We start from the raw sequence: 22,997 nt of genomic DNA, 5'->3' as shown, positions 1-22,997 counted from the left end.
GTGAAGTTTGAACATTGCAGTATCGAAAGCAGCTAAACCGAAGCAAACGACCATCGGTATCCCAAGCCTAGGTTTCTAGCGAATATGCAAGAATCTGATCTTTCGTTAGACTTTTGCCCTTGTTCCAAATATCATGCATTTCTTGTTCATTTAAAACATGTTGAAGATCAAGAAGCACTACATTATGCTCCACGGGAAAATTCGGAACGGCAGCACCTCCGAAGCTTTCGCGACATTTCTCAGCAGCACTCAGAAGGATGGCCGCTTCTGGATAAGCCTTCTTTGCCCAAAACGCTATAGCTAACCCTTCTATTCCGCGAGAGAGAATCCATGTCCCTTTGTAAATTTGACTGATCGCAATGCTTTTTTTGAAGCATTCAATGGATTGATCGATCTGCCCAAGTTTCAAGGCAGCATAACCGAGGCTTTCGTACGGACCGGATACTTCCCATTTATCCTGAACCGATTCGAAGAAGTACACGCTCTCTTTTAGAAGCATGGATGCATCATGATACTCCTTTTGTTCCAGTTTTAGCTTTCCGTAAGCATGCAACGAAGCTGCTAAATTCCACATGTCCTTCGTTTTCCTGGCAATATCAACGCTCTCCTTAACGAGAGGCTCGGCATCTTTCAAAAGTAGCTGGTTGATATAAATAAATGCCATGAGACGAAGAGAAGAGGCTAATTGTGCAGAATGATTCAGATCACGGGCGAGCTCAACGCTGCGTGCAGCTGCAACCCTGGCTTCTTCAACGTTTCCTTGGACGAATTGAATGACGCCCCGCCCATGCAATGCTTTGGCAAAATCTCCATCAGGCAGTTCTTCATGAAAGGTACTTTCCAAAAAACGATTAAGCCAAAACACCCCCTCCTTTAATCTGCCTTCATGAAGCCAGAACCAATAAAGGTTCGAAACCATATGAAGGCCAATCGGGTTGGCATGCGCGTTTTGATAAGACCATTGCATAGCTGAGCGCAGATTAGCATATTCCCTCCTCACTTCCTCAAGGCAGACATCACGCTCGCGAGTCCTGAATTTAACCTCCGCGCGAATCAAAATTTGGCTGTAATATTGAGCATGACATTCAAGAAGAACATATCTGTTCGTTTCTTCTCGCATCTTCTCGCCAGCATATTCCCTAATGGCCTCGAGCATGGAATAACGGATGTAGCGGTAATCATCACTGGTTTCGATGGAGACGAGTGACTTGTTGGCCAGTCCGGATAACAAATCAAGCATATCTTCCCGGACAAGTTTATCATCACGGATGGGCAATGCGGGTTCGCAGCTACAGATCCGTTCCACTGCCTCCAACGTAAACCCTCCCGAAAATACACTGAGCCTCCTCAGGAGCAGTCGCTCCTTGCCGGTTAGTAGATCGTAGCTCCAATCGATTGTAGATTTCAGCGTTTTTTGCCGCGGCACAGCATTTCGTTTTCCAGCAGTCAATAATGTCAGCAGATTCGCCAGACGTTCTTCCATCTGTTCCAATGTCAACATGCCCATTCTGGAAGCGGCAAGCTCAATGGCTAACGGAATCCCTTCTAATCTTCTGCAAATGGCACCGACAAGCTTCAAGTTTGGCAGCGTGGGTTGAAGCTCAGGAGCCACCATTCGCGCACATTCCAAAAAAAGTTGCACGGCTTCAAATTCCTGGATTTCTTCTTCGGGGAGCTCGTCCAGTGAATACTCCTCCCTTGGAAAGGATAACGGGGAGAGCCGATAGACGTATTCCCCGGAGATGCTTAAGGATTCCCGGCTCGTGACCAGGATGCTTAGCGCCGGCGCATCCATCAGGAGTGATTCGACTAAAGCCGCGCATGCATCAATGACGTGTTCGCAGTTGTCAAAAATAAACATCATTCTCTTATCGGACACAACATCTAATATGGTTTGGAGATCCGTTCGATTTACTTGATTTTGCAGTCCCATAGTGGATAAAAGAAACTGACTCAAAAAATGATGATCAATCACCGTCCCGAATTCAAACATCCAAATACCGTCTGGGTATTCTTCTGCAAGCGTTGAAGCGACTCGAACAGCAAGAGATGTTTTTCCTATCCCCCCGGGACCAACGATTGAAACCAGAGAATGGGTCTTCAGCCGCTCTTTCAGGTCAGCCATGGATTGGCTTCTTCCTACAAAGAGAGAAGGAGGCTTCCGTAACTGACTTTGCCTTGCAAGTGAAACGGCTTGCGTGGCAACCCGACCTTCCTGCGCGGAACCTTCGAACGAAGCAACGGTTTCAAACCAGGTGACATCAAAATCCGGAAACTCCCGTTTTGTTGCAGAGCGCACTTCCGAAAAGCGTTTTACTGCAAGCCAAAGCTCCTCAGCCTCTTTCCGCTGGGTCCCCTCCAGAAAGAGCCCTTCCTCCAAAAAGACTTGAATCAAACGTTTGAGGCTGCCAACGCTGGGAAGACGATCTCCGCTCTCCCACTGTTGAACGGTTCGTGGATCGACGCCAACTTGCCTTGCCAAATCAACTTGTCGCATTCGTTTGGAAAGGCGATGTCTAGCGGGCCTGGAACGAATTTTTTTTATCCAATCATGGGGCCAATCTTTCGAAGATTTTTCATCTTCCATCTGATCACCTGGTTTCAATAGTTTGGACATCTCTGACACGAACATACACGAACTCATGTACATTCGTGTTCAGGATTTTAACAGATAAAATAAAGCATATCAACAACAAAAGAGGAGGTAGTCTACATGCCTTTAACGCGTATCATCACGTTGGAAGGACGTTCGAGCGAAGCTAAGGCCCATATTAAAGAGGTCGTCTCCCAAACGATCGTCGATAAACTGCACGTGCCTGAAAATGATCGTTTTCTGATTATCGAGGAACACAACCGAGAGAACTTCAGCTTTGATCCAAACTGTCTGGACATTGAAAGAAGCGATGGATTTCTCATCGTTCAAATCATCCTGAATGCCGGCAGATCGTCCGAAGTAAAAAAAGAGTTCTATGCGGAATTAGCTGAACAACTGCATCAGCAGTGCAACATTAGAACGGAAGATGTTTTCATCAATTTAATTGAAGTCACGAAAGACAACTGGTCTTATGGCAATGGCATCGCCCCATTTATTGTTTAAATCGTAATTTTATATAAGAAGGAGAGAAAATATAATTATGTCGACTATTCTTTATATCACTGCGCATCCTGGTAATCCAGAAGCATCTTACAGCCTTTCCGTTGGCGAGCAATTTGTACAAGCTTATCAAGAAAGCCACCCGGAAGATAAGGTTGTGCACGTAGACCTGTATCAACGAAGCATTCCGCATATCGACGCAGATGTGTTGGAGGCATGGAGCAAGCTTCAAACGGGAGCATCGTTTGATCAATTGACTGCCGCGCAGCAAGAAAAAATAACCCAACTGAATCATTTGCTCGAAGAGTTTGTTGCTGCGGACAAGTACGTGTTCGTTACACCCATGTGGAACTTCTCTTACCCTCCGGTATTGAAGGCATACATTGATTCCTTTTGCGTCAGAGCCAAAACATTCAAATACACGGAGAATGGCCCCGTTGGACTGCTGCATAACAAAAAAGCATTCCACATTCAAGCTAGCGGCGGCATCTATTCGGAAGGTCCTGTGGCGGAACGCGAGAATGGAAGCCGTCATTTGAAGACTGTTTTGAATTTTGTCGGCGTAACAGACTTTGATAGCCTGTTTGTGGAAGGTCTGTCCACGGCGGGAGACCGCGTTCCCCAAATCAAAGCCGATGCCATCGAAAAAGCGCGTAACGTTGCTAAGAATTTCTAAGAGTATGATTCGCTAGCGATTTGAGCATGCCTCATTACATTCATATAGAAATAAAACTCTCATAAGACTATGAGAGTTTTATTTCCATCTCCATTGAGGATTTGATGAGCATTAAAAATTGACAACTCATTCGGGATGTCCGAGAGGATGAAAAATATGACAAATACACAGGCAGGGGTCACGCTGACTTGGAGAAGACGTGCTGCAGTGGCCGTTATTTTGGGAGCATTGGCAGCTCTCGCTCCGTTTTCCCTGGACATGTATTTGCCCACGCTACCGACATTGGCCAAGGATTTACAAGCTGCACCTTCCATTGCCCAACTCAGCCTGACCTCCTGTATGCTGGGGCTTTCGTTCGGACAATTGGCAGCGGGGCCTCTCAGCGATATTCATGGTCGTCGAAGGCCGTTACTTGCGGGGTTGATTCTGTACGTCATCGTATCCGCGTGGTGTGCTTTAAGCGGATCGATATGGGCATTTATTGCGCTGCGGTTTGTTCAGGGTCTGGCAGGAAGCTTTGGGATCGTGATTTCCCGGGCGATTGCGAGGGACCTCTTTTCAGGTCCGGAACTAACCCGTTTTTTCTCACTGCTTATGCTGGTGAACGGGGCTGGACCGATCTTTGCACCAATCGCTGGTGGCCAGCTTATGCGCGTTTCTTCCTGGCAAGGCATATTCTTTGTGTTAAGTCTGATCGCCGTGGCTTTATTTTTTGCCGTGTTCTATAGCCTGGAAGAAACGTTGTCTTCGGAGGGAAGGGCTACGGGCGGATTGAAACAAACGCTCTCCACATTCCGTACCCTGATCAAAGACCGGACATTCATGGGCTACGCATTATCGCAAGGCTTTGTCCTTGCTGCGATGTTTGCGTATATATCAGGTTCAACGTTTGTGATTCAGGATATATTCGGAGCTTCTCCGCAACTGTTTAGTGTAATATTTGGTCTGAATGGATTTGGTTTGATTGTAGCTGGGCAAATTACAGGGAGACTATCTGGTAAGGTTAGTGAGCATAAGCTATTCGTTAGCGGAATTTCCCTGGCTACGCTTAGTGGTGTGGCATTGTTAGTCGTATTATTATCCGGCGGTGGACTATATGCTGTGCTGGTACCATTATTCATTGTGGTATCCAGTGTCGGGATCGTAACAACAACGGGATTTTCTCTAGCTATGCAAAATTATGGAACTACTGCAGGAAGCGCTTCTGCCCTGCTTGGTTTGATTTCGTTCATATTAGGGGGGCTTGCAGCTCCTGTAACCGGTATTGGTGGAGGGCAATCTGCAATTCCGATGGGACTGGTTATTGCATTTGCCAATATTGCAGCAATAGTTTGTTATATCACATTAATTCGAATGAATTCCACATCGTCGATTGAATCAAAGGAGGAAAAAAAATGAGAGTATCTTATCATGGACATTCAGTTGTAAAAATCGAAACCAATGGTACAACCATTCTTATTGATCCATTTATTTCAGGGAACTCCAACACTGATTTGGAAGCAGCCAACGTACAGGCGGATGTGATCCTTCTAACTCATGGCCATGGGGATCACGTCGGAGATACTGTGGAAATTGCAATGCGAAATAATGCGCTGGTTATTGCATCGGCAGAACTTTCGGATCTGCTAAGTTGGGAAGGTGTACGAACCCATGCCATGAGCATTGGGGGAGCCTACCAATTCGAATTTGGAAAAGTGAAATTAACCCAGGCTTTTCATAGCTCAAGCCATGTTAATCCGGAGACCAAAACAATCATCTATACGGGAATGCCTACAGGGATTCTGTTCACGGCAGAGGGCAAAACGATTTACCACGCAGGAGACACAGGTTTGTTCTACGACATGAAGGTGATTGGAGAACGCAACAATATCGATTTGGCATTTCTGCCGATCGGAGACAACCATACCATGGGACCAGAGGATGCTGCGCTGGCAACTGAATGGCTTCAAGCCAAACAAGTCGTACCGATCCATTTCAATACGTTCCCTCATATCAAACAAGACCCTTACTACTTCGCTTCGCTTCTAAAGGAAGGGGTAGGGAAAGTGCTAGAACCGGGAGAAGGGCTGGAGCTGATTCCCTGAACTCATTCATAAGGCCATCTTGTATAAGTATAAGTCGCCGTCCAAGACCCGCTATCGGTGGCAAAAATCCTCCCTAGCAAATCCCGAGCATCAGAGGGCGTTTTCCATGAGCTGCATTTGCAAGTCACTGAGGATGAAGCATACAGATAGTCTCACTCTAGTCAACAATAAGGCTAAAAACAACTACTGTTTATACGAGGGACCATAGTGAAAATTCAATGAAATCCACGTAGGCATCCCAGGTTCCGTCATCGCTCGTCAAGGTGAGTTTGACGTCCTGATCTCCGGTAGCGTGAGTAATGTTGGATAAGGTTTGGACAGTCGGCGTTTTGCCCACTTTGGCCGTACTAGCATTGCTTGAAGCCCCCCGTACTGAGATATTATGCGTAGGGTTGGCAAAATACTGTGAGTATGATACATAGTCAGCAGTGGCATACAAAGCGCCCCCGTCAAACGGTGTACTGATCTTGCCTGCATAAGTGACGCCAATGTTCATGTTCTCAGGGTAAACTGTGCGAGTAACTATACCGTTTGACTCCAGACGATCGCGTAGACGGAGTTGTGGATACCATTTGTGCAGAGCCGGCAAGTAGGTCATAAAATGTTCTTGTGCTTTTCGGCAAAGGAAGAAAATATTGTCCTACAACAAAAAAGTCGTTGATTTTAAATACCAATCAACGACTTTATCTATGAATTTTCTAAATTAACTCTATTCTGTGGACTTATTATTCTATAATTTCGAATAGAGAAGTTCACCAATCTCAATCCGTTTTTTTAAATAGAATCGGCATGAAAGTACATTAGACCTATTCATTACCTCCTTTCAGCTTCGCCAGCGTTTCTTGCTGCGCTGGCGTCAAATGCTTCGGATTCTTCAGCCACATATAACGGGTACCTTCTCAGTTCAACTCACGTAGACTTGAAGTTGTGGATCTTTGTAATTTGGTTTTCCATCCCGTCCACCATCACTTCATCTAGAATATACTCATCGTATGCATACTCCCCGATTTTCAATCCATTTTTTTAAATAAATTGAATAATCCTATCATATGCTGCTTCAACTTCATTTCCTTTTTGGTAACCGACAGCATACAACCCTTTTGGTTTCACATGATCATCTAAATTCTCAACTTCATTTGGTATCTTGAGATATAAATGTGGATAATTATAGAAGTCTTTTTCTAGTATTTGTTCCTTCGCCAACATTCCGCTTACAGGATGCCCCAGATTCAATTCATGTGATTGAACATAATGAATAAGATTTGAGACAAAAGTAATGTATTGCCGTTCCGATAAGCCTAATAAATTTGGAGTAATCATGATTCACTCTTCCTCTAAATACTGAATAGAAACCGAAGAAAGGTCTGTTTCTATTGCTTGTTCAGCAAGTTTCACTTTTGTCTCTATGATTGTTTTTAAATGTTCGAGTTTTTTAATTTTCTCCTCTATTTCATTGTTCGACGTCACTTTGATCGGATGCAATTTTGGCGCATATCGATTTCAAACACTGAAGCTGTAACTTGGGGTATTGTAGATATTATGATATCGGTGAACGGGTAGCCGAAAAAATTGAAACAGATAATCCTGAATAAAAAGTGAGTAAACTGCTTAAATCTTTTCCGTGCTTGTGAGCATGAGTAGATAACTTGAACTGAAGAAAAACACCTTTTATAAGATGACAGAGGAGAGATATTTTGGGGAAATTTGAAGAAATTGAAATTGTTGAAATGACACTTGATAACAAAGATGATTACGAACGCAAAGAACATCCTTTCACGGTTATAATTCCCAAGGAAAATGTTTGGGACATATAAGATTAAGCACAAGTGACGAAATTAAATTTGCTTCCATTGACAGACTTATTGTATTAGAAAGCAGCAGAGGAAAAGGAATAGGAACCGCCTTACTCAACAAGGCAAAGGAATGGGCATTACAAAAAGGAATGAAGGGATTTACACTTGAAACACAGGATGTTAATTTACTCGCTTGCCGATTTTATTTGAAGAATGGGTTTGAAATTGGTGCTGTGGATACTTTGCTTTATTCAAACTCAAAATACAAAGATGAGAATGCAGTATTTTTCTATTTAAAATTCTAATATGTTCAGAAGCTAAGCAGAGCGCCTAAGCCGGGAACGACCAGGCCAAGGCGCTCTAACTTCCTATGGGTTAAGTTCACATTAGGTTCTAACGTTCTCCATTAAATCAAAACGTAAAGTGAAGTCATTGAGCTAAGGAAGAATATTAGTTCAATAAAACAGCGGCAGTCTAGGACTTTATTTCTCATCCAAGGCATACCGCTTTTACTATTGTTAGAGGGGTTGGCAACTTTCTTTGTTCAACATATATTATGAATCTATTTTTTCTCGCTTATCTATCTTTCATCTAATGCTCATTAACTAATTGTTCTTTTAATATGTCGTAGCTTTCGTTAACGATAGCTCCAGGAGTATACAGAGGAAAAAGCAGCACAAACTGGTGGACGTCAGTTCTAAGAATCGGCCTAAACATATTGATTCCCTCTATATAAGATGCAGCATTCTATATTCGGGTGCACGATTAATTCACAAGATTTTATGAAGCTAGACTGCATCAGCGAAATTTGGTGCTAAGAAGGATGCTCCTTCTTGGAGATCTTGGTCAAATCTATGGTGAGCCCTGAGCAATATGTCATATAAGGGGACTCTTACACACACACTTTGGAAATTCTGAACATTACCGCCTTTCAGGGTCTGCATTTTATAGCTCAATCATTCATGAGAAACACCCTAAATTTGAGGTATTAAAATGACCTGATCGGCTGGAAAGCAGCATGGTAATTTAATATCACTCTGTTAATCGATTTTCTCCCTTAACTAGTCCTCGCTCTAGCGCATATCTTGTAAGCTGGACACGATTTTGAAGATGCAACTTTTGCAATATATTTTTTAAATGGTTTTTAACTGTATGCTCTGAGATGGTAAGGCTGTTGGCCACTTCCTTATTAGTATAGCCCGAAGCTACTCCATTCAATATTTCCTTTTCTCTGGATGTCAGAACCTCTACATTGTTTTTTTGAGGAGCCATTGAAAAATCTTTCAATATTTGAAAAGCAAGTTCTCTGCTGAGTGGGGCTTCTTCATTGACGATCGTCTCCAGATATTCAATCCAAGTCGAAGGATGTAAATTTTTCAACAGATAGCCCTGGGCCCCTCTTTTTAGAGCTTCAAGTAGGTCGTACATATCATCAGACACCGTAATCATTACAATCTTCACATAAGGAAATTTAAGTTTGATGCGTTGAGTCGTTTCCAGACCGTCCATGCCCGGCATACGTATATCCATCAAAATTAAATCTGGCATCCATTGGGTAGTAAATTCGATAGCTTGTTGACCGCTACTAACGGCTCCAACCACTTCAAATTTACTACTCATGGAAATGATATCACATACAGCTTCTCTTGCATGATCATGATCATCAACGACAAGTACACGTGTAAGCATATCATTCTTCCCCTTTTCTTAAGATCACTTTCGTATGCTTATCCGAATGCAACGTCAATTTCCAGCCCATATCTGCCGCTCGTTCTTTCATAATAGCAATCCCGTATGAATTTTTAATATCCTCTGTCTGCTCAGGAAGTCCCCTTCCGTTGTCTTCAATTTTCACGGTCCATCCCTTTGAGTCTGCCCACCCGTAAATCCAGCCTGTCGTAGCAAAGGCGTGCTTTTGGATATTGACAACTGCTTCACGTATACAAGCCAACAGTTCCGCCTTTTCCTTGGTGCTCAGGATGTGATCCTGAATGCTCCAATCCACCTTCATTTCAATAAGTACCTCGTTGGCGATCTGCTTGATATGTTCTTCTAAGGACTCATTCACTGAAATAGTTCCCTCGTCAGACGAGGTGTATTTTAAATTAGCTATGGACTGCCGGACATAATGATTCACTTCATGCACAGCTTTGCGAATTTTATATAATTCTTTATCATATATTTCTTGATTTTGATCGAATTCCAAACGGTCTACTTTAACGGATAACAGAAAGAGAGTTTGCGCAATGCCATCATGCAGTTCCTTGGCTAGCTGCTCCCTTGCCTCCAAAGCTACCTTTGCAGTCCGTTCACGTTCCAACTCACGTTGAATTTTTTCCAACATGGAAAACAGTTGGCTCAAGAGTGTAATACTTACCAGGAATACGAGTACAGGAGTCAGATAATTACCAACACTCATAGAAATATACGGGAGTAAAAATTGATGTCTGATATACTCCCAAATCCCTACTGTAATCGTAGGTACAATTAAAATAAACCACTTGATTTGTCTATAGTTCACGATCTTCTCCTTTAGCCCAATCAATCATACCATTTGGCTAATTGCTGTGTATATGGATGCCTCTTTGTGTCAAACAATTCTTCTTTCATATATTCATCCACTATTTGGCCCTTTCGCATCACTAGAATTCTATCACACATTTGCTGAACTACAGGGAGATCGTGAGAAATAAACAAATAAGAAAAATCCAACCTTTTCTGCAGAGTCCTCAACAAATCGAGGATTTCTGACTGGATTAAAGCATCAAGATTGGAGGTTGGTTCATCCATAATAATTAGATTGGGTTCAACGCTTATAGCTCTAGCAATGCACAGTCGCTGTTTTTGCCCCCCACTTAGTTCATGGGGATATCTGTTCATGAGGTCAGGGCTTAGACCCACGAGTTCAAGCAAGTGGGCAGCTACTTCCTTTCTTTGATGTTGGTTTTTCTTAATATAAAACCATCCCCTTCTATGCAAATGGTCTAGGGGCTCCATGAGCGAATTTAGCAAGCGAATTCGTGGGTTAAGCGCGCCCGTGGGATTCTGGAATACTGCCTGTACACTTCCTTTATATTTCTTGAATGAACTGCGATCAGTCGCTCGTACAGGAGTACCTTGGTACATAATAGAACCGGAATCAATATTTTGTGTAAGTAGCAGACAACGTGCTAGTGTGCTTTTACCGCATCCACTTTCTCCAATGAGACCTACACTTTCTCCAGAACGAATTGTTATGGATATTTGATGAAGTACTTTTTCTTTGCTCGAATAATACTTTTCAATGTTCTGAGCCACCAAAATATTGTTCATGATAGGTGTCACCGCCTTTTGCACAACATGTTTAAGAGGGCCTTATCCTTAGAGAAGGAACGGCTGCTAGCAGTCGCTTGGTATAGGTTTGTGCCGGGGCGCTTAATATTCGCTGAGTCGGTCCAGACTCTACGATCTGGCCCTCTTTGATCACAGTCACGTCATCCGCATACCGTTTTACGTTTCTCAGGTCATGAGAAATCAATAAGATACCGCAATTGGTTTGTTCTTTTAGATTGGATATGATACGTAAAATTTCAATTGCATTTGTCCGATCTAATGCGGTCGTAGGCTCATCCATTATGAATAATTTCGGTTTCAGCATGAGGGCTGCCGCAAGAGATACCCTTTGCATTTGCCCCCCACTAAGTTGAAATGGATAGCGGTCATACATACGATCGGGTAAGCGTGTGTATTCGAGAGCCTGTAGAATACATTCTTTTCGAAGTTTACGATCTAACACACTATGAGCTCTCAACGTCTCGTCCAATTGCTTACCAATAGGGATAAAAGGAGTTAAAGCCCCTGCATATTCCTGCAATATATAAGCGATATCTTTGCCCCGAAGGCGTTCTCTTTGCACTGTAGATAAGGACAACAATGAACGACCTAAGAATCGTATATCCCCCGCTGAGATACGTACCGATGAAGGAAGAAGATCCCCTATAGCCAGTGATGTCATGCTTTTTCCACTGCCGCTTTCTCCAATCAGGGCATGACACATTCCTACACCCACAGAAAGCTCAAAATCCCGCACAATATAGCCTTGTTTGGATGCTAAAGTTAGTCCTTTTATTTCAAGAATGGTCATGATTTTGTTCCCCCTTTTGTCCCCGCTGCAGGCCGTCCTGTAGTTCGTCCCCCATTAAATTGGATAAGAGGACGAATACCATAATCGCAACACCAGGAATAACCATCGCTAATGGAGCGTTGTGAAAATAGGCTCTACCCTCATTTAGCATCGCTCCCCATTCGGGAGTTGGTGGTTGCAGTCCTAAGCCTATATAAGAGAGAGCAGCAATCATCAAAATGATTTTACCAATATCCAAAGTTGCCACGACGATCAGTTGACTCAAGGCTGCAGGCATCAAATGCTTAACCACCAAATGTACAGACGGTACCCCGCTTAATCGAGCGCTGTGAATATAATCTTTGTCTTTTTCGGCCATCAAGCTAGCCCTCACTAACCTTGCATAGGCAATCCATTTCACTGCAACAATGGCAATCATCAGGTTGATCACACCTGGACCCAGTAATCCTGTTAATACAATAGCTGTAATATAGTCAGGAAAAGCGAGAAAAGAATCAGAGACGCGCATAAAAATGCGATCTATAACTCCACCAGCATAACCCGCAAATATTCCAACTGGGATACCGACTCCTAGCGATAGTATTAAAATTACTAAACTCGTTCCGACCGTATTTCTACCCCCGTATACCAAACGAGACATCAGATCTCTCCCAAGACCATCCGTACCCAGCAGATGATCAACACTTGGAGGCTGTAGTTTTTGTTTCAAATTAACCATTAACGGATCTTGATGCATAAATTCAGGGAGAACAACAAGCACCATTAACATCCCAAAGAAGAAGACAACCAGAAATCGGGCTTTGTTCATGGTCTTCCCTCCCGCAATCGAATTTCAGGATTAATGTACCCCACCATGACATCCGTTAGCATATGGATGAGCATAATAATGGCGCCCATAAACACAATATATCCTTGAATCACCGGATAGTCTCGATTGTGAATTGCTTCAATCACGAATTTCCCTAACCCCGGATAGGCGAATATGGTTTCAACAACTACGCTCCCCCCAAGCAGACTTCCTACACTGATCCCAAACATCGTAATGATGGGAGTGAGACTATGTCGACATACGTGAAAGAAAAAGATGCGTGCTCTAGAAACACCTCTGGAGCGCGCACCTAGGACAAAATCCTGCGTTAAACTTTGCAGTAAGCTGGAGCGAATTAGACGAACATACACCGCAGCCATGGTCAGTCCCAGCGTCAGCGAGGGCAGGACAAGATGCCAGAACGTGCCCGTGCCCATAGAAGGAAACAATGGCCACCGCACGGAAAAGCCCTCAATGAGCAAAAGCCCCAACCAGAAACTAGGAACTGAGGCACCCATAATCGCCAATACTCGACTTACTCGGTCAATCCATTGCTGCGGATGCAGAGCTGAATACATTCCAAGAGGTAAGGCAACTCCCATTAAAACGAATATGGATGTACAGGTAAGAAGGAACGTGGCCGGCATCCTCGTCAATATTTCTTGGGTTACAGGCTGGTGAGTCATATAGGAATTTCCGAAATCCAAACGAATGAATCTGGAGAGCCAGTCTACATATTGAATCATAACAGGCTTATCCAAACCCATGAGTTCCCTTTGTATTTCTAATTGCTCGTTTGTAACAGCCACATCATCGACTCGGAGCAGTTGTCTTACCGCGTCTCCAGGAGCCAGCTTAATTCCGCAGAAGCTGATGAGAGACAACAGAAATATAAACAAAATAAACTCAAAAAGCCTTCTTCCTAGCTTAGTCATCATTTTGATTCTACATCCAGTTGATTGGTAAGCATATAATATTCACTTTTGCTAGTAACCCAGTTTTTCACACTATTTTTGTACACAACCAGATTGTTTGGATGTACCAGATAAGCGTAGTACGTTTGCTGATTGATTCTGTTGAGTGCTTGAGAAATCAACTCATTTCGTTTAGAAGAATCCACAGTCTGATCTAACTGATCAATCATTTTCTCCAGAGTCTTATCCTTAATTTTCCCATAGTTAAGCGAGCCGTCCAGTAAAAATGAAACATTCAGAAAGTAGCTGGCATCACCACGCGGCGCTATCAGTGGACTGTACATTCCCAAATCCCAATCCGAGTTTTTCATGAGGTAATCTTCATAATTTTCAATTTGTTCAATTTGAATATTGATACCCAACTGACTGGCTTCTGATTGAAGAGCTTGTGAGAAGATCGGGAACTCAGCTCTTGATGCATACGTGACCAGCTTTAGGGTTAGCGGTTTCCCTGCCTGTGTCACTTTTCCATTCTCTACTTGAAGCCCTGCCTTCTGAAACAACTTGAGCGCCTCTGCTGTTCCCGTCACTCGTGTCGGGTAGTTTGGCACGAATGGGAAATTAGGTAAAAAGGGGCCGCTAGCAAGTGTTGCTTGCCCTCCCATAATGGAATCCTTCAATTCCTCACGGTTCACCATGGCATCAAAAGCCTTACGGAAATATATGTTCTGGTATAGTGGTTTCTCCGTGTTGAAAATCAACTCATGTGTGCGTAAGCTCACTACAGAATCTAATGCAAGCTGAGGGTTACTTTTCATTTTGTCCATACTTTCAACAGGAGGCCTGTATACGATATCAGCGTCCCCGGACAAAATAGCCGATAATCTCGCATTGGCATCCTCATTAAAAGCAAAAACAGCTTGGTCTAGCTTGGCAGGTCCATTCCAGTAGCCATTGTACCGAACAAGACTCAGCGATGTCCCTGCTGTGAAAGACTCCACCTGAAAAGGGCCTGTACCGATTGGCTTTTGATCTAGTTCTTTTGTCGTGGGATCTGAGATCGCAGTATTGGGATGAACGAGTTCAGATGGAAACTGAGGAAACGGTTCTTCTGTTACTACACGCAGAGTTTGGCCCGATGCTTCCATTGATTTGATTTTCAATACCTGTCGGACTCCTGGATTCAGCTTCATGGAACGCATCAAGGATTCTTTCACAGTTTCGCCCGTTAATGGTTTTCCATTTTGAAAGGTTACACCTTCTCGAATTTGAAAATTCCAGTTCTGACCGTCATTACTGGACCATTTTGTGGCAAGCCAAGGCTTAATTTGAAGACTTTCATCCAACTTAACCAACGTCTCGACGACACCTGCACGAAGTGGGGTATAATCCAGACTGGGATCTATGGTCTGACTAGCAAAGTTAAAAAGAAAGGTCAACTTCTTCTTTGGAGCAGTCTGGTCCTCTTGGGGACTTGAACATGCAGCTAGTAATAGAAAGACCAGCAACATACATAGTGTTTGAACTGCTTTGTGTTTATTCATACTTCCCCCTCTATTTATCGTAATTATTTTATTTACTATGACATCGTTCTCTTGCTACGCAGTAAGTACAAAAAGATGGGTGCCCCCATAATTCCCATCACAAGCAATCATTCCAGTAATTGTATGTCTATTTTTTAATTTTTGTCGCTTGGTATCTGATCTTCGTAGGTTCCCCCATCCCCTATAGATCCCAGAGATGATAAGAAATATGGCCCAACATGCAGCCAATTCCACTAGGTAATTCACGACAGTCCCACCGACCATCAGTGAACTGTGCAGATTTCGAGTCACATTGGCAAAATGAACATTTGCATCCTGGCTACCAACTATTTGGTTTCGTCGATCGAGATAAACGTACCTTTCCCCATCAGAATCAGCATTGTACATGGTAAGACGTGTATTACGGTCAGAACCTGCAAAATAGCTAATTTAAGTCGTCTTATAACCGCTAAGTGTAGTTTCAGCATTACGAACTGCTTCCGATCGGGTTAACTGTTGTGTCTGATTAGTTTGGGCGAAATAAAGATCTTTGTATATAACGTCTTCAATTTCGCCTTTGAAAAGATAGGCTATTCCACTTATGGATAAAGTAATAATCAGTGGAGCAACAAAAAGGCCAGCATAAAAATGCCAGCGCCAAAACATACGGCTAAGTATCTGATTTCTTACCATCTGTCAGCTCCTTTAATAACATTGTTCGATCTTGTTATTTTCCGTGATTTTCGTGGTTCTCGTAGTTATTGTGATTTTCTTGTTGATCGCTATTTCCATTAGATCCACATCCCATCATTACAGAAAGCAAGCAGGTTACCAAAGTAAAATACAACAATTTTTTCATCGTATCCCTCCTCTTATGATGTTAACTATAAAAGTTAATGAACCTAAACAAACAGGCTCAATAGGGCTATATTTAGACATCATTCGTGAACATTATGTGATTAAAGTCATATTTTTATCGGTTAACCTCCTTCCTTATTGATGTAAAGCAAGGGATAAAAACTAACGAAAAATAGCAGATGAAACGTATAAATTAGGGGGACTAAAAGAGGAAACCGAGGCTTTAATTAAAGGAAATTGCATATTATTCATATCTTCTAACAAAAAAAGGCTTCTGAGAACGATCTCGGCAGCCTTTACTATGGTTGTTCGGCATTCATCCTTTAAAAAGACGAAAATCGTAGACGGAGATCGCTTCGCTTTCGGAAGAAACCTTTATTTCGGCATCGACGTTAAAGACATCGCGCAGCATTTTCTGCGTAATGACATTCCGGGGAAGGCCGCAGTCATACAGTCGTCCGGATTGAAGCACGATGATTTGATCTGAAATCATTGCGGCTTGATTAATATCATGCAGGACCAGAACGATTGTGATGCCCCGTTCGACATTTAACCGTTTAATCAGTTCAATGATTTCAAGCTGATGGTGGATATCCAGATAGGAGGTCGGTTCATCCAGCAACAAAATCCCAGGCTGTTGAGCCAGTGCCATTGCGATCCAAGCCCTCTGGCGCTCTCCTCCCGACAAGCTATCTACCGTTCTCTCCGTTAGATCCGCTAAATGAGTAAGCGTGATGGCTTGATCCACGATTGCTTGATCTTCTTGATTCAATCGTTCAAATTTCTTTTTATGCGGGAAACGGCCATATTCGATTAATTGTCTGACCGTAACCTCGGGATTGCTCTCGTGTACCTGCATCAAAAAGGCGAGCTCTCTGGCGAAAGCTTTCCTGCTCCATTTATTGATGTCGCTATTCTTAAATAAAATCGTTCCGTAGGCAGCCTGAATTTGCTTTCCTAGCGCCTTTAAGAGCGTACTTTTACCGCAGCCGTTCGGTCCGAGAATACTGTGAATCTTTCCCGCTTCAAACTGAAGAGTCAAAGCCGAAACGACCTTATGATCGCGATATCCAATATGAACGTCCCTTGCCTCCAGTGTCATGTCGTCCTCTTCTTTCGCAGTAAATATAAGAAAAACGGAGCGCCTATAACACCCATGATAATACCGACAGGCAGCTCGATCGGCGCAAAGACGACGCGGCCGATGGTGTCGGATAAACACAGCACCGCCACTCCCAACAGCGCTGAAGCCGGCAGCAGTATTCTATAATCGTTTCCTACGATAAGCCTGGCAGCATGAGGGACAATCAATCCGACAAAACCGAGAAGACCGACAATGCTTATTGCACAGGCAGCAAGCAGCGCGCTTATGGCGATAAACCACAAACGATAACCTTCCGCGTTCAGTCCAAGCGATTTCGACTCGGCGTCGCCCAGCAGTAGCACATTCATCCGTTGGGCGCTCAGCAAGGCCAAGATTACTCCGATAATACTGTAAGGAACGATGATTTCTACATGTCCCCAACTTTTTGCGGACAAGTTTCCGACCATAAAGGAAACAGCCCCTTGTATGCGATCGCTATAAAATGTATACAGGGCCGAGACTCCGGAGTTTAAAAAAGCAGAAGCTGCAACGCCAGCAAGTATGATCCTCATAGGAGAAACTCCCTTGTCCCAGGCCAGCATATAAATGAGCAAGGCTGAAGCCAGTGCTCCAATAAAGGCAACTGGAACCAGCAAATGCGAAAAAGCGGGAAAAACCAGCAGCATGCCCGTTCCGAATAGACCTGCACCCGAAGAAACGCCGATAATATGGGGGTCAGCCATAGGGTTGCGCATAACTCCTTGCAATAATGCACCCGAAAGGGCTAAATTTATTCCCACGAATACTGCCACCAGCGTACGTGGCAGCCTGATATTCCATATGATCGAATAATAATCGGAGGATGCGTTACCGAATAAAATGCTTAAAATCGACCTGACGTCCACGGAAACCGCTCCAAAACCTAAACTAATCACGACACTGAGCAAAGCCAGAATCAAAAAAAGTCCAATAATGGAGAATTTCCAGCTTATCCTTGTCCTAAAGTCTTTGATCTTATTCATATATTTTACTATTTCGATTGATCTGGATAAACCAAATCTGCCATATATTTATAGGAATCGACTACATCGACGCCGGGTGCCATTACAAATTTATCTTTGGGAAGAAAGTACATCTGGCCGTTTGAAATAGCCGAAAGTGAACTCCAAGCCGGATTCGATTTAAAATTGCTGTCAATCATCTTTTCAGCGGCCTCATCCGTCGTATGAGAAAGAATAAACAGATAATCAGGATCAATCATCGCCATTTCTTCCAGGCTAAACGGGATATACCCGGCCATGACTTCTCCGTCTAACGACTCCGTTACATTACGAAGCTTCAACTGATCGGCAATATCTACCGCTATCGTAGAACCCTGCTCAACAAACGCGGCATCGCCCATAACCGTCACTATGGCATAAGTAGGCCTCTCTTTTTCTTCCGGAATTCGATCGATCAATTGATTGATTTCCGAGTCCATCTCTTTGATAAGATCTTCGGCTTTTTTCTCGTTGCCCGTAATCTTTCCCATCAAAATCGTATTCTGCCTCATGTCTTCAATGGATTGAGTGTTAAGGTCGGCGAAAGGAACGTTGGCGTCTTTAAAAATTTCTCTTAATTCGCCGTGGGTGAAACGCTGGCCGATCACCAAATCAGGCTTCAATGCCAATACCTTTTCGATATTAACCTCGTGCATGAATCCTACTTTCGGTACATTGGCCGCTTCCTCGGGCGGATCGATGGTAAAAGCATTCGTTATGCCGACTGCTGTGCCCCCGACTTGATAGAAGGAGTGAAGAACTTGATCGTTTAAAATAACGATATTTTGAGGTTTGTTCTGAAGCATAACGAGCTGCCCGTCAAAGTCTGTGAAAGATAGATAAGGTTTGGCCGATTGGTCGGTATCCGCGCTCATTTTTGCTGCCTCCTGCTGCGGTGGAGCGTTTTGACAACCGCTGACAATGACTATCATCATTAGAATAAGGATAATGTGCTTAAATAGATGCTTCATCGTTTTTCTCCCCTTTTTTGATAGATTTTCTTCATTAACAATTGCAAGCACAAGTGTATGATAATGAAACTTATAAACATATGCCCCAAACGAGCTATTCTCATTCATATCTCAAGAAAAGATTAAAATTTTGTGAATAAGAAGGATGGACGTAAAATGATTTGTTTGAATCATCGTGGAAGAAAAAGTACACGGATCGGGGAATACGAAAGATTCTGGCCAAATATTCGGAGGAAGCCGATCTTGTGCAAAACCTGTCTCCGCACAAGCTGCAACATTTTCTCTTAACGTGGCTTAAAAAGCAGGGCATCGATGACGCGCTTATACAACCGTATTCCGGTCACGAAAGCCTCAAGTCGTTGAAAGTTTATTCAAAGCTTGCAATCACAGATGCCCAGCTGGAGTACAATGAGGTTATTAATAAATTTCCTATTTAATTACATCTACTTCGCGGGTGGTGTCAGCTTCGCTGGTACTACCCGAACAAGGGCTACAAAAAGGAGAAAGCCTTGCCTGTCTGTATTACTACCACATTCGCCATCAATGACAGGAAAACGGCAAGAATCACACCCTTCTCAGTCCATGTACGCTAACACGATGAAGGAAAACATGAATTCTAAATATACAATCATCACGGAAGAAGAAATAAAGGAATTGTGATTACGAAAATTTTAGCGAAATATCTCGGAAGAGGCTAGTTATAGCCAAAGCCTATCGTAGTGCAAACTACGATATTATATTGATCTGGCTCATGAAGCAAGGCACCGACGGCTTACTTATACAACATATTCCAGTTGCTAAAAGTCTGAAGTTATAGGAAATCTAGTGAAAGCTTGTAGTCATCGATGCTTAGCAGGAATGTAAGAGGTTATCCATGAAATCCACATTTAATTACATTTACTTTAGCTTAGTGAAAACTAACACTGGTGCTACTCGAAATGGAAAGTGTTCGGTGAAAATAAAGTATTAGACTGGAGTCATTGATTCAACGCGGTTTTTGAATTAAAGAATCTTTAGCTTTTGAAAAATAAGTTTTAGACTGATCCATAAATAAAAGCAGCAGCGAATCCAGACTTGATAAATAAAGTCTTAGACTGCTGCTGTTGTCGTTGAACTAACGTTTCCCGTTAGCTTAATCGCCCTTACTTTTAAAACTTCGATCGTAATCTGCACTACATCAACATCCGCTGTGATTAGGATTTATATTTAGCATTATTCCGCAACAGGATACTACTATTAATAACGACCACCAAACGCATTTGGACTAACAGCATCAATACGGGCAAAATCATCAGACGTAAGATGAATATCAAGTGCCTTGATATTATCCTCCAAATATTTACGGCGTTTCGTACCAGGAATCGGCAATGTGCCTCTTTCTACTGTCCATGCTATTGCTAGTTGAGGTACCGTACAGTTTTTTTCTTTGGCGATCTCCGCTAGTTTATCAACGATGTTAATATTCTTTTGGAAGTTCTCACCTTTGTAACGTGTAAAAAGATTGCGCATATCATCAGCTTGGAAGTTCTCATTCATATGACGTTCCCCCGTAATAAAGCCTCTGCTTAGAGGACTGTAAGCTACAAGTGTGATTCCTAATTCTTTTACGGTAGGTAGAGCTTCTTCTTCAATTTCCCGACTCCAAATGGAGTATTCCGATTGGACTGCGGAAATAGGGTGTACTTCATGCGCTTTACGAAGTGTAGATGCACTAATAACTGATCCATTTAGGCCATTAGAAAGACCAAGATAACGTACTTTACCTGCTTTAACTAAGTCAGCCATAGCACCAACTGTCTCCTCAATTGGAACATTAGGATCTACCGCATGTTGATAATACAGGTCGATATAATCGAGACCAAGACGTCGAAGGCTTTCATCAATAGCTTTCTTTACATAGTCCGGGTGTCCTCCGATGAATTCCCAATTTGGACCATACGAAAACTTGGTAGCGACAATTGCCTGTTCTCTTCGTCCCTTCAACGCTTTTCCTAATAGCTCCTCATTATGGCCGTTGCCATATGTATCAGCAGTATCAAGCAAAGTTACCCCGAGATCAAGCGCCCGATGAATGGTTTTAATGGACTCCTCATCATCAATGGCGCCATATATGCCGGGGGACATTCCCATCATACCCAATCCGATAGAAGAAACGACGATATCGCTGTGACCGAGTTTTTGCGTTTTCATTTTAGTTACCTCGCTTTTTATATGTTTTAGCTTCGAGTTACATCTTAGCATAAAGGCATTTACACAGTAAACACTTTTAATCATTTCTGTATATTCTGCAAAATATGTTTGTGCCGAAAGCGAAATTCCGGTTATAATAAAAGTAAGGGGGGCTTTATGTGAATAGCCAGATATCAGATAAAAAAAACGAAACACGAGCTAAGCTTATGAATAAGCTGCTTCCTTATTTACGAAAAAATGGCCTTCAGTCCGTTCGGATGGACGAAATTTCTAGAGTAATGGAAATAAGCCGAGCGACTTTATATAAGTATTTCTCAACCAAGGAAGAAATTGTCGAGTTCATCGTAGATGGTTTTATTGAATACATGAAGGAACTGACTCACAACCCTTTGGATTCGGTTCAAAGTTTCGGTACTCGTTTTTTGCAAATATTTGAACAAACCATATCTCTAGTCGTTTATTTCTCGGATATTATCCTTCAGGACCTCGAAACCAGTTACCCGGATTTATTTGATCGCTTTAATGAAGCTATGAAGGAGCGAGAAGAGAAGATACTGGCTTTCTTTGAGGAAGGTAAACAAAAAGGGATTTTCAATCAACTTAACGGCAGGCTATTAATAAAGCAGGATGAAATTCTAAGAGGGATGTTCGATGTTAAATTTCTGATGACCAATCAATTCACGGTTCAACAAGTTTTATATGATTATTTTCAATTAAAGAGGATTCAGTTGTTTAAGCCCGAAAAGCTGACAGCAATTGATGATGAAGTGTTGATGCCGAAAATAGAACATTTAACTCAAAAAGTGACCAAAAACCTTTTTTAACATTTACTAACGCGATACCACAATGATAAGAGGCCCACCAAATTAAATTAATGGGGGTTCTTCACTAACCTGCCCGTTAGCTTAATGAGGTCGCCCGATTGGTCTGCGGCGGCCTCATTATATGTTTTCTGCGCTAACGTTTCCCGTTAGTTGAACGTTATATAATGATCTTCTCTGCTGAAGCATTAGTTAAATTCTCGATAGTAACTTTCATACAGCTTTCCACTGTATCTGTTAATGAATTTGTAGAGTAGAGAACTCCCCAAAAGCCCTTCTCCCCTATTATCTCGCTTATTTCTTCATCATGTTCAATCCATTTGAAGACCTGTGAGGTAAATAAACCATCCTTAGAGCGTCCCAAGAATCCCCGATTATAGACGTCGGTGTGCCCATGGCATCAATTACATCTTGAATGGAAGATCCTATTGTAAATGGAGCGGTCCCCTTCTTCTTTGAGCCAATAAATACTTTCAAATTATGGTTGATATTATTCCACCCAATGACATGATCATTAGAGTCCAATTCCACAATTGAATTCCCATAAGTCCATGAGTTTCCAATGATCGATGTCGAGTTTCCCATAACATCAATCACTTTTTGCTTCGGAGATCCTATAGTAAAAAAATTAGGACTTTCTTCTTTAGTAAACATGTCTTTTTCGGTAAGAGCTATCAACTCCGTCTCATTGCTTCCCGCTTCTGAACTCTTACTACTATCACTATAGACAGCTTGAGAATCGTTAGCAGAAATCGGAGAATCATGCCCACTGTTTCCTTCATTTCCGAATCCGGCTTGACTGGATTCGTCGATTACTTGTGGCATATCTGAAACTGAATTTTCATCGGGGTTACCTACACTTGTACTTTCATCCACCTTAAAAACAGGCATATTTCCTGATGAAGAATGGTTCCCTCTTGAAAACCCAGACTGTGGAGTTGTAGGAGATGTGTGGTGTCATATTTAATGAGAAAATCAACCGATAAACACCTTATTTAATAAGGTGTTTTTTCATAAT

At 42.6% G+C, this 22,997-nt stretch carries 21 protein-coding genes and 3 pseudogenes; 7 read left to right on the top strand and 17 right to left on the bottom strand.

Annotation, left to right across the window (positions count from 1 at the left end; all coding sequences use genetic code 11):
- Positions 1-67: 67 nt before the first annotated feature.
- Positions 68-2,632: a helix-turn-helix domain-containing protein gene (locus AC5ELV_RS18295; protein WP_493431308.1), complete on the bottom strand. Its 2,565-nt coding sequence runs from the start codon at positions 2,630-2,632 to the stop codon at positions 68-70.
- Between the two features lie 81 nt (positions 2,633-2,713).
- Between AC5ELV_RS18295 and AC5ELV_RS18290 the strand changes: the two genes are divergently transcribed.
- The 4 genes from AC5ELV_RS18290 to AC5ELV_RS18275 all read left to right on the top strand — a co-directional run bounded on the left by AC5ELV_RS18290 (position 2,714) and on the right by AC5ELV_RS18275 (position 5,854).
- Complete coding sequence (locus AC5ELV_RS18290; protein WP_493431307.1) at positions 2,714-3,097, top strand: tautomerase family protein; 384 nt, start codon at positions 2,714-2,716, stop codon at positions 3,095-3,097.
- Between the two features lie 37 nt (positions 3,098-3,134).
- Complete coding sequence (locus tag AC5ELV_RS18285) at positions 3,135-3,770, top strand: FMN-dependent NADH-azoreductase (protein ID WP_493431306.1); 636 nt, start codon at positions 3,135-3,137, stop codon at positions 3,768-3,770.
- Positions 3,771-3,917: 147 nt separating this feature from the next.
- Positions 3,918-5,168 (top strand): multidrug effflux MFS transporter, encoded by a 1,251-nt coding sequence (locus tag AC5ELV_RS18280; RefSeq protein ID WP_493431305.1) that lies wholly within the window; start codon positions 3,918-3,920, stop codon positions 5,166-5,168.
- On the top strand, positions 5,165-5,854 hold the full coding sequence (locus AC5ELV_RS18275; RefSeq protein WP_493431304.1) for a metal-dependent hydrolase: 690 nt from the start codon (positions 5,165-5,167) through the stop codon (positions 5,852-5,854). The genes AC5ELV_RS18280 and AC5ELV_RS18275 overlap by 4 nt, the downstream gene beginning before the upstream one ends.
- Positions 5,855-6,044: 190 nt before the next feature.
- Here AC5ELV_RS18275 and AC5ELV_RS18270 read toward each other — a convergent pair.
- Positions 6,045-6,365 (bottom strand): annotated as a pseudogene (locus tag AC5ELV_RS18270) (carbohydrate-binding protein); the annotation flags it as partial.
- Positions 6,366-6,763: 398 nt separating this feature from the next.
- Positions 6,764-7,312 (bottom strand): annotated as a pseudogene (locus tag AC5ELV_RS18265) (GyrI-like domain-containing protein); the annotation flags it as partial.
- 343 nt (positions 7,313-7,655) lie between these two features.
- On the opposite strand from AC5ELV_RS18265, the gene AC5ELV_RS18260 reads away from it, so the two are divergent.
- On the top strand, positions 7,656-7,952 hold the full coding sequence (locus tag AC5ELV_RS18260; RefSeq protein WP_493431303.1) for a GNAT family N-acetyltransferase: 297 nt from the start codon (positions 7,656-7,658) through the stop codon (positions 7,950-7,952).
- 727 nt (positions 7,953-8,679) lie between these two features.
- Here AC5ELV_RS18260 and AC5ELV_RS18255 read toward each other — a convergent pair.
- The 12 genes and pseudogenes from AC5ELV_RS18255 to AC5ELV_RS18200 all read right to left on the bottom strand — a co-directional run bounded on the left by AC5ELV_RS18255 (position 8,680) and on the right by AC5ELV_RS18200 (position 18,968).
- Positions 8,680-9,336 carry a response regulator gene (locus AC5ELV_RS18255; RefSeq protein ID WP_493431302.1) on the bottom strand — a complete coding sequence of 219 codons (657 nt, stop codon included), beginning with the start codon at positions 9,334-9,336 and terminating at the stop codon, positions 8,680-8,682.
- A gap of 1 nt (position 9,337) precedes the next feature.
- On the bottom strand, positions 9,338-10,168 hold the full coding sequence (locus AC5ELV_RS18250) for a sensor histidine kinase (RefSeq protein WP_493431301.1): 831 nt from the start codon (positions 10,166-10,168) through the stop codon (positions 9,338-9,340).
- A gap of 20 nt (positions 10,169-10,188) precedes the next feature.
- Positions 10,189-10,959, bottom strand: coding sequence for an ABC transporter ATP-binding protein (locus AC5ELV_RS18245; protein WP_493431300.1), 771 nt, complete (start codon positions 10,957-10,959; stop codon positions 10,189-10,191).
- Between the two features lie 31 nt (positions 10,960-10,990).
- Positions 10,991-11,770 (bottom strand): ATP-binding cassette domain-containing protein, encoded by a 780-nt coding sequence (locus AC5ELV_RS18240; protein ID WP_493431299.1) that lies wholly within the window; start codon positions 11,768-11,770, stop codon positions 10,991-10,993.
- Positions 11,757-12,578: a nickel transporter permease gene (gene nikC / locus AC5ELV_RS18235; RefSeq protein WP_493431298.1), complete on the bottom strand. Its 822-nt coding sequence runs from the start codon at positions 12,576-12,578 to the stop codon at positions 11,757-11,759. Before nikC ends, AC5ELV_RS18240 begins: the two co-directional genes overlap by 14 nt.
- Positions 12,575-13,516: a nickel ABC transporter permease gene (nikB, locus tag AC5ELV_RS18230; protein ID WP_493431297.1), complete on the bottom strand. Its 942-nt coding sequence runs from the start codon at positions 13,514-13,516 to the stop codon at positions 12,575-12,577. The genes nikC and nikB overlap by 4 nt, the downstream gene beginning before the upstream one ends.
- A complete protein-coding gene (nikA, locus tag AC5ELV_RS18225; RefSeq protein ID WP_493431296.1) occupies positions 13,513-15,036 on the bottom strand; it encodes a nickel ABC transporter substrate-binding protein in 1,524 nt (507 codons plus the stop codon). Before nikA ends, nikB begins: the two co-directional genes overlap by 4 nt.
- 54 nt (positions 15,037-15,090) lie before the next feature.
- Positions 15,091-15,681, bottom strand: a pseudogene (locus AC5ELV_RS18220) (PepSY-associated TM helix domain-containing protein).
- A gap of 61 nt (positions 15,682-15,742) precedes the next feature.
- Positions 15,743-15,874, bottom strand: coding sequence for a hypothetical protein (locus AC5ELV_RS18215; RefSeq protein WP_493431295.1), 132 nt, complete (start codon positions 15,872-15,874; stop codon positions 15,743-15,745).
- A gap of 315 nt (positions 15,875-16,189) precedes the next feature.
- A complete protein-coding gene (locus tag AC5ELV_RS18210) occupies positions 16,190-16,975 on the bottom strand; it encodes an ABC transporter ATP-binding protein (RefSeq protein WP_493431294.1) in 786 nt (261 codons plus the stop codon).
- The gene (locus tag AC5ELV_RS18205) at positions 16,972-17,979 is read right to left on the bottom strand and encodes a FecCD family ABC transporter permease (protein WP_493431293.1); all 1,008 of its coding nucleotides are present in this window, start codon (positions 17,977-17,979) and stop codon (positions 16,972-16,974) included. Before AC5ELV_RS18205 ends, AC5ELV_RS18210 begins: the two co-directional genes overlap by 4 nt.
- A gap of 8 nt (positions 17,980-17,987) precedes the next feature.
- On the bottom strand, positions 17,988-18,968 hold the full coding sequence (locus AC5ELV_RS18200) for an ABC transporter substrate-binding protein (RefSeq protein WP_493431292.1): 981 nt from the start codon (positions 18,966-18,968) through the stop codon (positions 17,988-17,990).
- Positions 18,969-19,129: 161 nt separating this feature from the next.
- On the opposite strand from AC5ELV_RS18200, the gene AC5ELV_RS18195 reads away from it, so the two are divergent.
- On the top strand, positions 19,130-19,405 hold the full coding sequence (locus AC5ELV_RS18195; RefSeq protein WP_493431291.1) for a tyrosine-type recombinase/integrase: 276 nt from the start codon (positions 19,130-19,132) through the stop codon (positions 19,403-19,405).
- Between the two features lie 799 nt (positions 19,406-20,204).
- Here AC5ELV_RS18195 and AC5ELV_RS18190 read toward each other — a convergent pair.
- A complete protein-coding gene (locus AC5ELV_RS18190; protein ID WP_307353512.1) occupies positions 20,205-21,158 on the bottom strand; it encodes an aldo/keto reductase in 954 nt (317 codons plus the stop codon).
- A 158-nt stretch (positions 21,159-21,316) separates the two neighbouring features.
- Between AC5ELV_RS18190 and AC5ELV_RS18185 the strand changes: the two genes are divergently transcribed.
- Positions 21,317-21,982: a TetR/AcrR family transcriptional regulator gene (locus AC5ELV_RS18185; RefSeq protein WP_114495293.1), complete on the top strand. Its 666-nt coding sequence runs from the start codon at positions 21,317-21,319 to the stop codon at positions 21,980-21,982.
- 291 nt (positions 21,983-22,273) lie between these two features.
- On the opposite strand, the gene AC5ELV_RS18180 is transcribed toward AC5ELV_RS18185, so the two are convergent.
- Positions 22,274-22,870 (bottom strand): hypothetical protein, encoded by a 597-nt coding sequence (locus AC5ELV_RS18180; RefSeq protein ID WP_493431290.1) that lies wholly within the window; start codon positions 22,868-22,870, stop codon positions 22,274-22,276.
- Positions 22,871-22,997: the final 127 nt, after the last annotated feature.

Source organism: Paenibacillus sp. NMA1017 (assembly GCF_058895805.1).
This window is presented reverse-complemented; position numbering and strand designations above follow the sequence as displayed.

What these genes read in the sequence shown, in the direction of transcription:
- AC5ELV_RS18295 (WP_493431308.1), bottom strand. Translation starts at nt 2,632, where the DNA reads ATGTTCGTGTCAGAGATGTCCAAACTATTGAAACCAGGTGATCAGATG.
- AC5ELV_RS18290 (WP_493431307.1), top strand. Translation starts at nt 2,714, where the DNA reads ATGCCTTTAACGCGTATCATCACGTTGGAAGGACGTTCGAGCGAAGCT.
- AC5ELV_RS18285 (WP_493431306.1), top strand. Translation starts at nt 3,135, where the DNA reads ATGTCGACTATTCTTTATATCACTGCGCATCCTGGTAATCCAGAAGCA.
- AC5ELV_RS18280 (WP_493431305.1), top strand. Translation starts at nt 3,918, where the DNA reads ATGAAAAATATGACAAATACACAGGCAGGGGTCACGCTGACTTGGAGA.
- AC5ELV_RS18275 (WP_493431304.1), top strand. Translation starts at nt 5,165, where the DNA reads ATGAGAGTATCTTATCATGGACATTCAGTTGTAAAAATCGAAACCAAT.
- AC5ELV_RS18255 (WP_493431302.1), bottom strand. Translation starts at nt 9,336, where the DNA reads ATGCTTACACGTGTACTTGTCGTTGATGATCATGATCATGCAAGAGAA.
- AC5ELV_RS18245 (WP_493431300.1), bottom strand. Translation starts at nt 10,959, where the DNA reads ATGAACAATATTTTGGTGGCTCAGAACATTGAAAAGTATTATTCGAGC.
- AC5ELV_RS18240 (WP_493431299.1), bottom strand. Translation starts at nt 11,770, where the DNA reads ATGACCATTCTTGAAATAAAAGGACTAACTTTAGCATCCAAACAAGGC.
- nikC (WP_493431298.1), bottom strand. Translation starts at nt 12,578, where the DNA reads ATGAACAAAGCCCGATTTCTGGTTGTCTTCTTCTTTGGGATGTTAATG.
- nikB (WP_493431297.1), bottom strand. Translation starts at nt 13,516, where the DNA reads ATGATGACTAAGCTAGGAAGAAGGCTTTTTGAGTTTATTTTGTTTATA.
- nikA (WP_493431296.1), bottom strand. Translation starts at nt 15,036, where the DNA reads ATGAATAAACACAAAGCAGTTCAAACACTATGTATGTTGCTGGTCTTT.
- AC5ELV_RS18215 (WP_493431295.1), bottom strand. Translation starts at nt 15,874, where the DNA reads ATGAAAAAATTGTTGTATTTTACTTTGGTAACCTGCTTGCTTTCTGTA.
- AC5ELV_RS18210 (WP_493431294.1), bottom strand. Translation starts at nt 16,975, where the DNA reads ATGACACTGGAGGCAAGGGACGTTCATATTGGATATCGCGATCATAAG.
- AC5ELV_RS18205 (WP_493431293.1), bottom strand. Translation starts at nt 17,979, where the DNA reads ATGAATAAGATCAAAGACTTTAGGACAAGGATAAGCTGGAAATTCTCC.
- AC5ELV_RS18200 (WP_493431292.1), bottom strand. Translation starts at nt 18,968, where the DNA reads ATGAAGCATCTATTTAAGCACATTATCCTTATTCTAATGATGATAGTC.
- AC5ELV_RS18190 (WP_307353512.1), bottom strand. Translation starts at nt 21,158, where the DNA reads ATGAAAACGCAAAAACTCGGTCACAGCGATATCGTCGTTTCTTCTATC.
- AC5ELV_RS18180 (WP_493431290.1), bottom strand. Translation starts at nt 22,870, where the DNA reads ATGCCTGTTTTTAAGGTGGATGAAAGTACAAGTGTAGGTAACCCCGAT.